General features: G+C 64.5%; 10 protein-coding genes and 1 tRNA gene. 4 read left to right on the top strand and 7 right to left on the bottom strand.

The annotated features are described in order from the left end of the window. Positions 1 to 113 precede the first annotated feature (113 nt). The 4 genes from CZ338_RS05970 to dcd all read right to left on the bottom strand — a co-directional run bounded on the left by CZ338_RS05970 (position 114) and on the right by dcd (position 9,300). Positions 114 to 6,287, bottom strand: a complete 6,174-nt coding sequence (locus CZ338_RS05970; RefSeq protein ID WP_087117378.1) for an Ig-like domain-containing protein — start codon at positions 6,285 to 6,287, stop codon at positions 114 to 116. A gap of 228 nt (positions 6,288 to 6,515) precedes the next feature. Then, positions 6,516 to 7,844: a UDP-glucose dehydrogenase family protein gene (locus CZ338_RS05965; RefSeq protein ID WP_087117567.1), complete on the bottom strand. Its 1,329-nt coding sequence runs from the start codon at positions 7,842 to 7,844 to the stop codon at positions 6,516 to 6,518. A 53-nt stretch (positions 7,845 to 7,897) separates the two neighbouring features. Continuing rightward, complete coding sequence (locus CZ338_RS05960; RefSeq protein ID WP_087117377.1) at positions 7,898 to 8,401, bottom strand: hypothetical protein; 504 nt, start codon at positions 8,399 to 8,401, stop codon at positions 7,898 to 7,900. Between the two features lie 335 nt (positions 8,402 to 8,736). Next, a complete protein-coding gene (gene dcd / locus CZ338_RS05955) occupies positions 8,737 to 9,300 on the bottom strand; it encodes a dCTP deaminase (RefSeq protein ID WP_087117376.1) in 564 nt (187 codons plus the stop codon). Positions 9,301 to 9,403: 103 nt separating this feature from the next. Here dcd and CZ338_RS05950 point away from each other — a divergent pair. Next, a tRNA-Gly gene (locus CZ338_RS05950) sits at positions 9,404 to 9,477 on the top strand. A 96-nt stretch (positions 9,478 to 9,573) separates the two neighbouring features. Here the strand turns inward: CZ338_RS05950 and CZ338_RS05945 are convergent. After that, positions 9,574 to 10,641 (bottom strand): LLM class flavin-dependent oxidoreductase, encoded by a 1,068-nt coding sequence (locus CZ338_RS05945; protein ID WP_087117375.1) that lies wholly within the window; start codon positions 10,639 to 10,641, stop codon positions 9,574 to 9,576. 144 nt (positions 10,642 to 10,785) lie between these two features. Between CZ338_RS05945 and CZ338_RS05940 the strand changes: the two genes are divergently transcribed. Beyond that, entirely contained in the window at positions 10,786 to 11,565 is a 780-nt protein-coding gene (locus CZ338_RS05940; protein ID WP_235839472.1) for an alpha/beta fold hydrolase, read from the top strand. 4 nt (positions 11,566 to 11,569) lie between these two features. Here CZ338_RS05940 and CZ338_RS05935 read toward each other — a convergent pair whose 3' ends face one another. Further along, on the bottom strand, positions 11,570 to 13,219 hold the full coding sequence (locus CZ338_RS05935) for a VanW family protein (RefSeq protein WP_087117374.1): 1,650 nt from the start codon (positions 13,217 to 13,219) through the stop codon (positions 11,570 to 11,572). Positions 13,220 to 13,309: 90 nt separating this feature from the next. After that, positions 13,310 to 14,440 carry a glycoside hydrolase family 3 N-terminal domain-containing protein gene (locus CZ338_RS05930; RefSeq protein ID WP_087117373.1) on the bottom strand — a complete coding sequence of 377 codons (1,131 nt, stop codon included), beginning with the start codon at positions 14,438 to 14,440 and terminating at the stop codon, positions 13,310 to 13,312. A gap of 72 nt (positions 14,441 to 14,512) precedes the next feature. On the opposite strand from CZ338_RS05930, the gene CZ338_RS05925 reads away from it, so the two are divergent. Continuing rightward, the gene (locus CZ338_RS05925) at positions 14,513 to 14,743 is read left to right on the top strand and encodes a DUF2613 domain-containing protein (protein WP_087117372.1); all 231 of its coding nucleotides are present in this window, start codon (positions 14,513 to 14,515) and stop codon (positions 14,741 to 14,743) included. Beyond that, positions 14,744 to 15,382, top strand: a 639-nt coding sequence (locus CZ338_RS05920; protein ID WP_143341278.1) for an alpha-(1->3)-arabinofuranosyltransferase domain-containing protein, incomplete at its 3' end; no start/stop codon positions are given.

The raw sequence follows: 15,382 nt of genomic DNA, 5'->3' as shown, positions 1-15,382 counted from the left end.
TTTCTGTGGTGACAAGACTCGAAGGGCACGCTGTAACCGCATGACGAATGGAACCGGTCACCGCGCATTCGTGCGGTGACCGGTTCCATTATCTATCGGCTAGGGGTAAGAACCTAGCTTTCGCGGCGGCGGCGAACCATGAACACGCCCGCGATCGTCAGCAAGGTGCCGATGAGCAGCGCCCACAGGACGTTTGCACCGGTGGATGCCAGGCTTCCGTCCGAGGATTCGCCCGAGTCGGTTGAGTCTGTCGAACCAGTCGTATCAGACGAGGCCGACGAGTCACCCGAGCCCGTGGAACCGGTGGATCCCGTCGAGCCGGTGGTGCCGGTTCCGGTGGTGGCAGAGTCGCCCGTCGCCGGAGTGCCGTCACCCTGACCCGGGGTGGTGCCGTCCGGAGTGCCCGGCTGCGGGGCCGGGGCGCTGGGCTGCGGAACCGTTGCGGGGTTCGGCGTCTTGTCGTCGCCGCTACCGGGCAGGCCGGGCAGCCCCGGAAGGCCTGGCAGACCAGGCTGTCCAGGCTGACCCGGCGTGCTGGAACCACCCGGCAGACCCGGGATGCTGGAGCCGCCAGGGATCAGACCCGACAGCAGCGGGATCAGACCGACGACCGGGATGAGGGCGAGCAGGCCCCACAGCGGATCCCAGTAGCGGCCTGTGATCGTGACTGTTCCGGGCTTGCCCGTCTTGTCGGTGAACTCGACGACGACCGGGGTGACCTTGCCGGTGAATTCCTTCTCCGGTGTGAAGGTCACCTTGCCGTTGTCGTCGAGTTTCCAGGTGCCTTGGCCTGGGACGGTGAGGGTTTTGCCGTCGTCAAGCAAATTACCTCCCTCAACCGGACGGAACTTAAGCGTTGAAGGATCGACGTTGGTGCCTGTGATCTGATCAGTGAACGGCTTGCCCTTCTCGAGGACGAAGTCCAGATCCTTGGCCTGCTTGCCCTCCGGCGGAGTGACCGTGGTCGGCTTGGTCGCTGTGGTCGTGGTTGTTTCCGTCACCGGCGGCAAAACACCTTCGACGTACGTGCCGTGGATGCGCACCGGCTGGTCCACCGTGGCACCGTCGGTACGCGTGTAGTCCAGCTGCACCTCGGTGACCTCGCCCACAAAGTTCGGCAGCGGGAAGAACGCGACAGCGCCGCCCTCCAGGATCTTCCACTCACCTTGGTCCTGAACCTTCATGCTCCTGCCGTCCTCGGAGATGGTCGCGCCATCGATCGGGCGGAATGCCAGCGAGTTCGGGTCGAGCTTGGTGTCCCTGAGCTCCACCGCGAACGGGTTGTTCTTGAGCGCGGTAAATTCGACCGTGGAACCTTCCACCTTGATCCGGGTTTCCTTCGACGGAACCTGGATCGTGGTGGTCGAAGGCGGCGGAGTCACCGTCACAGTCGAAGGATCAGGCGTGACGACGACCGTCGGCGGCACCACAGTCACCGTCACCGGCTCCGCCTGCTGCTTCACCGTGGTGGTGACCGGCTCCGGGGTGTGCGTGATCGGCGGTGCCGTCACCGTGATCGCCTGCCCATTGACCGTCGTGGTGACTGCTTCCGGGGTGAGCGTCACCGGAGTCGGCGTGATGGTGACAGTCTGCGTCGCACCGGTCACCTCGACTGTTGTGGTCACCGGCGCTGGCGTCACCGTGATCGGGTCCTGCGTGACCGTTGCAGTCACCGGATCTGCAGTCACCGTGGCGGTGAGGTTCTTGGTCTCGGTGACCTTCTGTGTCTGAGTGGTGGTGATTGTTGTAGGCGTTCCGTCGATGGTCGTGGTGATCGTCGTCGGTGTAGCTGCCTGGGTAGACGTTTCCGTGGCCTTCTCGGTGTTAGTCGTGGTCGTCGTCTTGGTCACCGACGGCTGGTACGTTGTGGACACCGTTGCGCCTGTCGCCGTGGTGGCCTGAACCGTCACCGGATCCGGGGTGCCGGTGAAGTCCTTCGCCGGGGTGAAGGTGACCACGCCTGTCCCAGGATCGATTTCGAACGTGCCCTCGGCGGTCTCGATCTTTTTATCGGTCGCGCCAGAAAGCGAGTACGTGACACTCCAGTTGTTCGGGAACGACGGGAACATCTCCGCGCCGGTCTTCGAGGTTTGCGTCTGGTTCACGTCACCCGTGGTGACCGACGGCGACGTCTTCGGATCCCGGTAGTACCCCGTCACCGTGCCCGTGTCGGTCGATTGCACACCGTTGGTGTTCTTCGCGGTGTAGTTCACCGGGGTCGGAGTCCCGAAGAAGCCATCGACCGGCGTGAAGGTGAAGGTGCCGTTGTTATCAACGGTCCACGTGCCCTGGCCATCGACCTTCAACTCCTTGCCGGCCGGTTTACCGTCGGGGCCGACAAATTCGACTGTGGACTTGTCGATGCTGTTCGAGTACCTCGGCGTGGCCTTCAGAGGCGCACCGACGTTGGCAATGCCGGATGCATCGTTCAGGTGCACGTCCACCGGCTCGACGACTGCGGTGTACCTTGCCGTCGGTGTGCCCTGGGCGTTGACGATGCCGATGCCTACCGACTGCGCCGTACCCACGAATGTCGGGTCCGGGGTAAACGTGACCTGGCCGGTCTTCGGATCGATGGTGTACGTGCCCTCGCCAGCGACGGTGAGGGTGTTGTTCTCCGCCAGCTTGCCGTTGGCATCGTACAAGCCGAACACAGCCTGATCCCACCACGTTGCCTGCGAAATGTTCGGGAACAGCTCCTTAGCTGTCAAGCCCTGGTCTTGACGGCCCTTATCGTCGGAGTGCTGCGTGACACCCTGCAGGCCGGTCGTGACCACCGAGGCCGGATCCGGCGTCGGGTAGAACGCGGAGATCTGACCCGGCACCTGTGCGGGAATACCGTCGAAGTTGGTGGCCGTATAATCGATCGGGGTCGGGCTGCCAACGAACGCGCCGCCCGGCGCCTCCGGCCCTTGCGGGGTGAAGGTAAACACGCCTTGCGTATCGACGGTCCATGTGCCCTCGCCCGGCACAACCAGCGTCTTGCCGTCATCGGAGAGCGTGCTGCCTGGCGGCGCGATGATCCGGATCGTGCTCGTGTCGACAGTCTTGTCGAGGTATTCGGGCGTGATCGTGACCGGCTGGCCGATGCGGGTGGCCTTCGCGTAGTCGGACGGGATCTCAACACGCACCGGCACAACGAACGGCTGGTAGGTGCTGGTCATCTCGGCCGGCTGGCCGCTGGCGTCCCTGAGGCCGACGGTCTGGATCTCCACTGCCGGGGCCTGGCCTGTGAAGCCCTTCTCCGGCTCGAACTTCACGGTGCCCTTGACCGGGTCGATGGTGTAGGTGCCCACGTCCTCGACGGTGAGCACATTGTCGGTTGCACCCGCGAGCTGGAACTTCACGGGGCTGTTGTCCTTGCCGTACCAATCTGTCGGCAGGTTCGGGAACATCTCGGCAGGGGTGCGGCCGGTGTCGTTCGCGCCCTTGTCGGTGCTGTTCTGGGCGGTGCCCTGCGGGCCGACGGTGGTGGCGGGGACCGTAATGGCCGCCGGGTAGGTGATGGTCACACCACCGGTGCCGGTCACCGTGCCGCCGTCAGTGGCCGCGGCGGTGTAGAGCACGGTCACCGGCGTGCCGACGAAGCCCGGTACCGGCGTGAACGTGAATTCGCCGGTGGTCGGGTTGACGGACCAGGTGCCCTGGCCCGGGATGTCCAGCGTCTTGCCGACGGGGTTGCCGTCAGCGTCGAGAAGCTGCACGCTCGTCGGGTTGATGGTGGTGCCGTAGTCCGGGGTAACCGATCCCGGCTGGCCGATCGGCGCCGAGCTGGTCGCGGACGGCAGCGTGTACGTGCGGTTCTCCACCGTCGGGATGTACTGCGCGATGAGCGTCGAGTTGACCTTCGTGCCGTTGGATGTGGTGTTCACCGCCTGGATCTTTACACCACCAGCCTGCTTGGAGGGTGCACCCCCGAGGAAGTTCGGGTCCGGAGTGAACGAGACCACGCCGGTGGTGGGATCGATGGTGTAGGTGCCCTCGCCATCGACGGTGAGGGTGTCGACGAGGTTGGTGCCGTCCACGAGCTTGAACTGCACCGGCGCGTTGAACCAAGCCTCGGGCAGGCCCGGGAAGAGCTCCGCGGTGGTCTTGCCGGCGTCGCCCGGGGAGTTCAGGTCGGTGGATTTCTGGGTGTCGGTCGGGCCGCCGATGGTGGTGGCGGTACGGGTGACCAGCGGGTTGTAGGTAACCGTGACGGTGGACGGCTCGCGGGCCGCGATACCGTCGACACTCCTCGCGGTGTACTTCACCGGCGCCGGGTTGCCTAGGAAGCCCGCAACCGGGGTGAAGGAGAACTCACCGGTCGCAAGATCGACGGTCCAGGTGCCCTGGCCCTCTACGGTGAGGGTGGTGCCGACGCGTTTGCCGGAATCGTCGATAAGCGAAATGCTCTCGGTGTCGATCTTCGGCAGGCCGGCGATGGCGTAGTCCGGTGTGGCCTTAAGCGTGTCGCCGACGTTGCCGTTGGCGAACGCGGGCTGGAGGTACACGTTCGAGGCGGTAACCACGGGTAAGTAGGAGCCGTCCGCGCCGCGCTCCTGGCCGTTCGCGGTGGTGAGGTTGGCGATGCGCACGCCGACCTCCGGTGCCGGGCCGACGAAGAACGGATCCGGGGTGAAGGTGACCTCGCCGGACGCGGCGTCGATGGTGTAGGTGCCAACCTTGTCGTACTTGAGCGCGGTGTTCGGTGCGACAACGTCGCCGTTCCTGGCTACAAGCTGGTAGGTGAACGAGCTGTACCAGTTGGTGGGATACCCCGGGAACATCTGCTGGGCGGTCAGTCCGCGGTCGCCCTCGGAAGTGGTCCTGTCGGTGGACTTCTGCGTCACGCCCTGGGGGCCGAACGTCGTTGCCGGGCGACCGTCCGGCACGAAGTAGTCGACGGTGAGCGTGGCCGGGTCCGCCTGGATACCAGCGGTGTTTTTCGCGGTGTATTTCACCGGGGTCGGGTCGCCGATAAAGCCGACCTGCGGGGTGAAGGTGATGGTGCCATCAGAGTTGACTTGCCAGGTGCCCTCGCCTGCGACGGTGAGGGTCTTGCCGGCGGTTGTGCCGTCCGGGTTCAGCAGCTCAACGGTGTCCGTGTTGATCGCCGGTGCGCCGTCAGCCTGCGCGTAGTTCGGGCGCAACGTCACGGCGCGGCCGACCTGGTTCTGCGCTGCGACGTCCTTGAGCTGCACCGACGGCTTGGTCACCGTCGGGGTGTAAGTCGTCGTGACCTCAGCGCGCGAGGGGTTGTTGTCGTTGATCGTGTGCGCGGGGCGGGTGACACCGTAGGCCATGACGCGGCCGTTGCCCTCGTCCGTGTTCGTGGTCATGTTGGACACGATCACGCGGATCGGGGTGGCTTGCTTGGTGGTCGGGTCACCTGTTTTGAAGAAGTCGTTGTTCGGGGTGAACGTGACCTCGCCGGAGTCCGGGTTAATCGTGTACCGGCCCTCGCTGGTGCTCAGCTCGGTGGTGACGTAGCCGACGTAGTTACCGTTTTCGGTGACATAATCGGCGTCTGCGATGTTTGCCTTCGCCGCAATCGGGTCGTTGCGGTCAATCTGGAATGCGTAGGTGGGCTGGTAGTCCCAGATGATGCCGTCGGTGACACCTTGGAACCCTGTTCCGGCCTGCGTGGTCTGCGTCGTGCCGAGCGCACCCGTAGACGTGAGCGGGGTGGTGGTCTTGCCCGGCAGACCGGTCGTGGCGTAGTCGTACTGGGGAGAGGGCTGCCCACCCGGCTTCGACGGATCGATCTGGATCGGCAGCGGCGGGGCGTAGCCGATGTAGCCGGGGGCGGGGTTCCAGGTCACGGTGAACGACGAGCTCTGGGACACGTAGGTCCAGTCACCGAGCTGGGTCGTAATCTTGTTGGAGTTGCTGAACGGATCTGGGCGGACTGCGCTAGTAAACCCATTGCGGTATTTCGTCTGGTTCGCGGTGTCCCAGATGGTCAGTGGCACCGGGCTACCCCATTGGTCGTACTTACCCGTTTTAGCGATACCGTCTTGCTCTACCGCGTCGAGGCTCAGGTACAGGGTGCCGTAGCGCGTGACGTTCTGCTTGACGGTGGTGTTCCACGGCACGGACGCCGGGTCCTGGTCGTCATATGTCGCGAGGACTGAATTGTTGTTACCCAGGATATTCCTCTGCGCAGCAGCTGCGACAGGCAAAGGTGCAAGCGGCGAGTCGACGACCTGGATGGTGGTCAAACCGAGGATGGCGATAGTAGCTGCGCTCATCGCGCGGGTAGAGAAGGCAACGGAAAGGCGCGGACGCGCGGTGGCAGAGCCCATGGATTAGTCCAATCCTTGAAGTAGTGAGACCAGCAAAATCTACAACAGGTTTGTGGCCAGACGTATACGTAAAAACCTGTGAAGAACTCGCTTCAAGCAGCGATGTTTTCACAGGCAATTAGCATACTAAAGATCCCACACATACGCAGGTAATTATAGGTCCCACAGCCCCCCACTGCCGTGTCGGGCTAGTGTCCGAAAAATGGCTCACACTCGTCTTAACCAGAGTTAGAGGGAACGGCCGAGGGCGTGGAGCTCCCAGCCGGCAGCCTTCCAAGCGTCGACGGGGAGGACGTTGCGGGCGTCGATAAGCGTTTTCTTAGCCACGAGTTCCCCTGCGTGCTCGGGGTCGAGCTGCTTAAACTCGTCCCACTCTGTGGCGAGAATCACAAGCTCGGCGTCGGTCAATGCGTCGTCGAGGGAGGACGCGTAATCCAACGTCGGGAACACCTTGCGGGCGTTGTCCATACCCTGCGGGTCGTAGACGCGGACGGCCGCGCCGGCGAGATTGAGTTGGCCGGCGACCGCGAGTGCCGGCGAATCGCGCACATCGTCGGAGTTCGGTTTGAATGCGGCGCCGAGCACCGTGATGCGTCGGCCGATCAGGGATCCGAGCACCTCACGCGACAGGTCAATCACTCGCTGACGGCGGCGCATGTTGATTGCGTCGACCTCGCGCAGGAACGTCAACGCCTGATCCGCACCGACCTCGCCGGCGCGCGCCATGAACGCGCGGATGTCCTTGGGCAGGCAGCCGCCACCGAAGCCGAGACCGGCACCGAGGAATTTGCGGCCGATGCGGTCGTCGTGGCCGATCGCGTCCGCAAGCTGGGTGACATCCGCACCGACGATCTCACAGACCTCGGAGACAGCGTTGATGAAGCTGATCTTGGTGGCCAAGAACGCGTTCGCTGAGACCTTGACCAGCTCAGCGGTCTGTAGATCGGTGACGATGAACGGGGTGTCGTGGCTCAGCGGAGTGGCGTAGATCTCGCGGACGATCTCCTCAGCGCGTGAATTCTCCTCGCGGGTGCCCAGCACGATGCGGTCGGGCTCGATGGTGTCCTTGACCGCGTAGCCCTCGCGCAGGAACTCCGGGTTCCACGCGATTTCCACGCGCGCACCCTTGCCCGCCTGCGCCGCCACGGCGTCAGCGCGCTCCTGCAATGCACGGGCAGTGCCGACCGGGACAGTCGACTTGCCCAGAATCAGGTGCTGGCCCTCCAAGTGGGGCACGAGACTGTCAATGGCCGCCTCCACATACGTCGTGTCCGCAGCGTACGATCCGCGCTGCTGCGGGGTGCCCACGCCGATGAAGTGGACGTTGGCAAAAGCGGCCGCTTCCTCGTAATCGGTGGTGAAGCCTAGGCGGCCGGACTCGATATTGCGCTCGAGCACCTCGGGCAGACCCGGCTCGTAGAACGGAACCTTGCCGTCCTTCAACGCGTCGATCTTCGCCTGGTCAACATCAATGCCGAGCACCTCGTGGCCCAGCTCCGCCATGCAGGCGGCGTGCGTTGCTCCCAGGTATCCAGTCCCAATCACAGTCATGCGCATACGGGACATTATGACCCGCCGCGCATGATTTGGCAGGGGACCCGCGAATTGGCCTAGTTGATCTGGCCTTCTCCGTTGTCGCCAGCACCGCTGGCGCTCGCCGAACCGGACTCCGACGGCAGATTTCCGTCGTTCCAGCCCGCGTTCTCGTCGTAGCCCTCAGCCTTATCGACGGTCCGCACAGCCGGGTTCGTCCCATCCGCATTCACGGTGTCCGGGTCGGTGAAGTCCTTGCCCGCGCCGGCCTCACCGTGCCCGCAACCGCAGCCGCAGCCCTTCGCCGCTTCCTGCTGGCGCTCGCGGTCGGCGTTCTTGCACTGCTCGCACTCGCAGTCGCCGTGGTCCGGGACACCGCCCTGGACTGCTTCGTGCTGTGCAGTGCCGTGCTTGTGACCGCACGTGCACTCGCCCGGCGCGCAGTCGCAGCTGCCGCCAGCGGCGTGGACATCCTTCAGGCCGAGGTCGCGCTGCTCCAGCGAGGCGTTCTCATCGGCGTGGTGGTGGCCGTGGCCGCCGCAGCAGCCGTGGTTGTGGGAGTTCTCGTTGGCAGTGGTCATGGTCGCTCCTTTTTCTGTCGGTTTCACGTTTTCGCCAGTACAACGTTGCTGAAAACGCTTTTCGTTAATGAAAACCTGTTGAAAATAAGCCTAGTCATTCATGCCACCGCGTGCCTGCGGCTCGGCCACGAACCCCACCCCGTGCCGGATCCTTAATTGCAAAAATGGCCGATTTTGCAATTAAGCCTGACGCAGACACCTCTTAAATTGCACTTCATTCACCAGCACATTTGCAGCCGGAACCCGTGTTCGCGCATTTCAGAGACCATGAACAACTACTCATCAACGGGCATTCATTGCAATCAAAGGCAGATTGAACCCGTGACCGCGCGCCCCTACCGAAAGTTGAGGTACGCCTTCGACGGCGTCGGGCCGCGCTGCCCCTGGTACTTCGAGCCGAGGGCGGAGGAACCATAGGGGGTCTCGGCGGGCGAGGACATTTGGAACAACGCGAGCTGGCCGACCTTCATCTCCGGCCAGAGGGTAATGGGCAGGTTGGCCACATTGGACAGTTCCAGGGTGATGTGGCCGGAAAAGCCCGGGTCGATGAAGCCTGCGGTGGAGTGGGTGACCAGGCCCAGGCGACCGAGGGAGCTCTTGCCTTCGAGGCGGCCTGCAAGGTCGGCCGGCAGCGTGAACTTCTCCAGCGTGGCGGCGAGGACGAACTCGCCGGGATGCAGCACGAACGGCTCGCCTTCCGGCACCTCCACCTCGGTGGTCAGCTCCGGCATCTCCTTCTTCGGATCAATGTGCGTGTACTTGGAGTTGTTGAACACGCGGAAGAAGCGGTCGATGCGCACGTCCACACTGGACGGCTGGACCAGGTCCGGGCTGAACGGGTCGATGCTCAGACGGCCGGAGTCGATGGCGGAACGAATGTCGCGGTCAGAAAGAAGCACAGACCCATCTTACGGTGTCGCCTCCAGTGGGTTTGAGGGAGGGATTTTCGGAGTCCGCGGCAAGCGGTGCTACGATGACTGTCGCTGTTCAAGCAACCAGCGCGCCGGCGTAGTTTAGTGGTAGAACATCAGCTTCCCAAGCTGAGAGTGCGAGTTCGATTCTCGTCGCCGGCTCCATTGTCCTCAGTCGCGACATTGTTGACACATGAGTCGCAGCATGGTGGATAAACCGGCATCTTGGTTTTCAATCTTCCAATGTGCCGGTTTTTGTAATTAGTCGATGGGGTAGCCGGTGACGGGGCCTTCGGTGTTCGGCTGCCAGCCCAACGCGGGGGCGACGTGGGTGGCGAAGTTTTCCAGGATCTTCACGTTGACGTCGACACCCATGCCGGTGGGGATGGTGATCAGCAGTGTGTCGGCGGCCATGACGGCGGGGTCGGCTTTGAGCTGCTCAATGAGCTTGTCCGGCTCGGCGGCGTAGGTGCGGCCGAAGGTGGTGGTGCCGACATCAGGTAGCGCGCCCACCTGGTCGGAGCCGGAGGCCTGCACACCGAACATCTGCTTGTCCGCGCCGTCGACGATGGGGAAAATGGAGCGCGACACCGACACGCGAGGTGCCCAAGCATGGCCCGCCTCCTTCCACGCGGCGCGGTAGCGGTTGATCTGATCCGCCTGAATTTCGCCCAGGGTCTCAGCGGTGGTCTCGGAGACCAGGGTGGACGACATCAGGTTCAGCCCGTCCTTGGCGGTCTGTTCCGCTGAGGTGTGGGTGCCGGAGCCGTAAAAGATGTGTTTGCGCAACTCGGGTGCCATGGGGAAGACCGGCAGGGCGGAGCCGGGCTGGAACATATTGGGGTACTGCCGCTCCAGCGGAGCAGCAGTGGCGAACCCATTGGCGTCCACTGCGGCCATGAACGCCTCGAGGTGAGCGCGTGCCACGTCCACGCCGTTGGGCGCCTCGCCCTTGTAGCCGAATGCTTCCCAGCCGCGGTCAGCCACCTCGGGGGCGCCGCGCGAGACTCCCAAGGCCACGCGTCCGCCGGAGAGCTGGTACAACGACGCGGCCTCTTCGGCGAGGTAGAGCGGGTTTTCATAGCGCATGTCAATAACGCCAGTACCCACCTCGATGTGTTTGGTGGTGGCGGCGACGGCACCGAGCAGCGGCATCGGGGCGGAGGCCTGCGGCACGAAGTGGTGGACACGGAAAGAGGCGTTGTTCACGCCGATCTCGTCTGCGGCCTGGGCGATCTCCAAGTGGATTTTGGCAATCTCTTCTGCAGACGGCCCGCGTTGGCCACCGAAGGCGTAGTGCCCGAAGCTCAAAAATCCGAACGCTTTCACGAGGTAACACTCCTTTTGGTGATGTATCAACAACTAAGGTAATACTCCTTTCCGCGATTGTCACGGGTGACAATTCCAGCCCCATGGCCTGCTCCTTTACAGGCCGTGGGGTTTCCGTCATCCGCGCACCTATGCTGTGGGGGTGTGAGTGTGACACAACGCGTCGTCGATAAGCTGCGTTCAACAGTGGCCCGCTGGACCGAGCCCATTTTCAACCTGCCGGATTTCACCCCGGAGCATGAGACGCCGGTGCTGTACGTGCACGGAATTCACAGCCGGGCGAGCGGGTTCCGGCGCAACGCGCGGTATCTGCGCGATCACGGCTATTGGGTATGGGGCTTCAATTACGGGCGCATGTTCCTGCCCGGCCTATATGGAGCGGGGCCGTTGGAGGACTCGCTGGAGGAGCTGCGGAAGAACGTGGATGAGGTCCTCGCGGCGACGGGCGCGCAGCAGGTGGACATCGTGGCGCACTCGCAGGGCGGTCTGCTGACCAAGCTCTTCATCGCGCAGGGCGGCGCACCCAAAGTGCGGCGCGTGGTGGCCATGGGCGCGAACTTCCACGGCACGGACCTGGAGGGCACGGCACCGCGCGTGCTCAAACGCGTCGAACAGTTCCCCCGGTTTACCAAGCTGCTGCTCAGCGCGAGCGTTCCGCAGCAACTTGCCGGGTCTCCGTGGATGCGCGAGCACGCCGATCCCCTGCCGGACACAGACCCGTCGGTGGTCTACACCGCTCTGTACTCCACGCGCGACACACTGGTCACGCCGAACAGCGCGTCGCAGCTCGTGCCTATCGACGGCGCCGACGTGGTGAACGTGGAGATCCCCGGCGCGCCGATCCACCAGCTGATGATGCGCGACGAGGAAATCACTGAGCTGACCCTGTGGGGATTGGAACGCCCAGCTAAAACGGAGGCGTGAACCCTTACCCGCACTGCACGATCGGCTGCGGGTTATACACCGTGGTCTGAGTCTCGCGGGAGATCTCGTTACCGGCCAAATCGCGGACAACGCGGGTGTCAGAGGTGGTGAAGCCCTGGGCGCCGCCGGACGGGACGCACTCGCCGCCGGAGACGCTCTTCGGGCTAGGTGAGGTGTAACCCCAGCGTCCGCCGTTGATGGACTCCACTTCGCGGTCCTTGACGCCCTTCATCCGCACCGTGATCTGGCCGCCACCGTAGCTGGTCTCAATCTTGACCGGGTGCGGGGTGTCGTTGCGGAACACCAAGTCAATAGCGCCCTCGTACACAGTGGCTTCGCGGCCAGCCGGGTAACGGGAAATGTAGTAGGAGTGCGGGGTGTGGTCGATGTCCGTCATGCCGGAGAAGTACGCGGCGTTGTAGAGCGTGGTGGCGAACTGGGAGATGCCTCCGCCGACGGCGTTGCCGGCGCGGCCGTCGATAATAATGCCGGATGAGACATAGCCCTGCGCGGCGCCGCGGGGGCCCGTGTATCCGTTGAGGGAGAAGGTCTGGCCCGGGCTGACCACGGCACCGTTGACGGCGGACGCCACGATTGAAATATTGGTGCCGGAAGCGGAGCTGAACCCGCCGGTGGTGAACTCGCCCACGACGTCGTTGAACGTGGCGTTGCGGGCCTGCTCCGTGGTGAAGGTGGCGGGGACCTCACGGTACTGGGCCTCCCAGGTGCGGGGCTGATCGCCGAGCACGCGCTCGCCGAAGTCCTTCATGGTCTCTTCCCAGCGGATCTCGTTGCCGTCAACGGACGGGCTGACCTCACCGGAGGCGGAGATGGTGGCGTTCGTGCCCTCCACGACGGTGTCCTTGAGCTGCTCCGCGAAGATGCCCTGGGCGGCTTCAGTGTTCACCTCGGGCACGATGCGGTGTTCTTTCGGGTCGTTGCGGAAGGTGACTACCTCGCCGATGTTCTTCCCGTCGATGACCGCGTCGGTCTCCTTCTGCCCCTTGAGGGTCAGCGGGCCGTCGAGTGCGCGGGCGACAGGGCCGTCGACGGTCTCCATGATCAGGTCCTCATCGATAGCGGGCTCAGTGACCTTGGGGTCCACCTTCACGCCGGATGGGTTGAGCCAATTGGCGCTCATTGCGCGCTTGAGCTCGCCATTGTCGATGTCCTGGCCGTTCTTCGGGTCGCTGACGTCAGCTTTACCGTCTTTGATGGCCACGGCGCCGTCGATCGGCTCAACGGTGAGGTCTTTGGCCACGCGGTCCACGGTCGGGTTCAGCGCGCGTTCGTCGGCGGTGGAAACAATGTCCACTTCATTGGTGCGGAACAGCCCCAGAAAACGGGTGACGGGATTGAGGGATTCGGTGCCGGCGGCATCGACAGTCGCCTGCCAGTCAGGTCCGAGCCCGGCGCTGGCGGGGACGAACTCGGTGGTCTTCTCGCCGGCGGCGACAGTGACGGGCTTGTCGTTGACATCGCCGAGCTCACTGCTCAGTTTCTCCACTGCCGCGGCCGGTTCCATGCCGCCGACCTCCACGCCGCCAACAGCGGTACCGCGCGGTACGTTGCCGCGGTTGAAGGCGAGGTCCGCCAGATACAGCCCCAGCAGGAGCACAATCAGGCCGACCAGGAACCCCGCGACAACCTTCATGCCGCGGGATCCATCGGACCCACGTCTCGCTTGCACACTACTCACGGCAATCCAGGGTAGTGGACGCGACAGCAGCCGGAGGGAATACGGCTAGCGAGACCTGTTGCCCTGGCCGTGGGTGAGCTGTTGCTGGACGCGGCGCGCGGCGTCGTCGATACGCTCCACGGGGATCTCTCCTGCGTTCACGGCGGCGATGGTGGCGTCGATGGATTCGCGCAGGCCCTTGCCAGAAGACCACAGGGCTTGGTCGGCTCCCGCAGCGATCGCGCGACGGACCGCGACAGGGGTGGGCATGTGGTCGGTGATCGCCCGCATCCCGGAAAGGTCATCGGTGATGGCCACCCCGTTGAACGGCTGCCCGCCCGGGTAATCGCCGGTGCGCAGCATGCGGTAGGTATTCGGGTTCAGCGACGACGGCGTGTGCTGGTCGCCTGTGCCCGGCACCACCATATGCCCCACCATGACGGAGGCTTGCGGGAATTTCGGCAGGACCGCGGCGTACGGTGCGAGGTCAAACGCGTGGAGATCCTGGATCGGCGGGGTGTGCGCGAGCGTGAGGTGCGTGTCACCGCTGGCGCGCCCGTGGCCGGGGAAATGCTTGAAGGTGGGGGTGACCCCGGCGTCGACAAGCCCCTGCGCGAAGAGAACGGCGACTTCCGCGACACGCTCCGGGGAGGAGCCGAAGGCACGGTCGCCGACGATGTCCAGGCCCGCCGCGTCCACGTCAAGCAGTGGCGCGTAATCCACGTCGATGCCGTAATTCGCCAGCGTGCGGCCCACATCGAAACCGGTGCCGCGGATCACCTCGGGGGATTGCTGCGCGAGATCGCGTGGCGGCGGGAAGGAGCCGAGGATGTCGGCGTGGCGCTGTACGCGGCCGCCTTCAAAGTCGATTCCGACAGAGAATGGCCGGTCGAATTCCTCGCGCAGGGCGTTGATGTTGCGGCCCTCTTGCGTGAGCAGCCCGGGATCGGACCAGCTGGGTATGAACAACCCGCCAGCGCCTTGTTCGAGTGCGGCGCGCGCCTCGTCGTAGTTCTTCACACCCACGACCATCAGCGACGCGACACGTTCACGCAGGTCCGCGGACACGGGCGGCGGGGTCTCGGTCACCGTGCGCGTCTCCGTCGCCTCCACGGTCACGGGTTCCGGTTCGGGGCCCGCGCATGCCACGCACAGCACGCATGTCAGCGCGCCGACGGCAACAGCAGCAGTGCGCATTGCGGACCCCCTTCTCATCTTCGCTAATCGACGTCTCTTCCAAATCCTATCCCCCTGGTACCCTCAAATCCCATGAGCTCCGTGATCCGAACCCGCCGCACCGGCAGCAGTGGCAGCACTGCCTCGCTGCCCCGCCGCACCTTCGGCCCGGTGCTGGCCAGCTCGGTCACCGGGATCGTGCTCGGCGTCGTGGGCGTGGTGGGCATCGCGTCCTTCTCCGGACAGAACCAGGTGCCGTCCGGCAATGCCGTTTCCGCCGATGAAGCGGTACTCGGCGGCCCGGAGTACGGCTCCCGGCAGTAAATGCGGACGCTGAGCGGCCCGGCTAGACAGCACCTGCTGGGCTGGATCGCGCTGACGCTGCTGGCGTTCCTGCAGGCTCCCGGGCGCACCGCCGCCGACACGAAATTCGATCTCACCGCCGACCCCGGCGCGTTTCTCGCCGCTGCCGCGCACGCCTACACCGACCGCTTCACCCTCGGCCAGATCCAGAACCAGGCCTACGGCTACCTCTTCCCCCACGGCGCGTTTTTCTGGTTGACGGAGCCGCTGCCGGACTGGGTGGCGCAAAGAATCTGGTGGGCCATTGTCATGGGCACCGCGTTCTCGGGGACGGTGGTGCTGGGACGGAGGATGGGGCTCAAGGGGGCGTCGATAAGCGTCGCTGCTGTGTTGTACGCGTTGAGCCCGCGCGTGCTGACGACGCTGACCGCGATCTCCTCCGAAGCGTGGCCCGTCGCGCTGGTGCCGTGGACGCTGGCTCCCCTGCTCGCGCCCCAGCTTCGCCGCGGCGATGTGGCGGCCGCCGTGATTCCCGTCGCGCTGATGGGCGCGGTGAACGCGACAGCGACGATGATGGCGTGCCTGCCCGCGTTCGTGCTGATCATCTACCGTTTCGCGTGGAAGCCGCTGGCCGGCTGGCTGCTCGGCGCGGCGCTCGTG

Source organism: Corynebacterium urinipleomorphum, from assembly GCF_900155535.1.
Taxonomy (GTDB): Bacteria; Actinomycetota; Actinomycetes; order Mycobacteriales; family Mycobacteriaceae; genus Corynebacterium; species Corynebacterium urinipleomorphum.
Note: the sequence above shows the minus strand (reverse complement) of the source record. Positions and strands in the feature narration are given on the sequence as shown.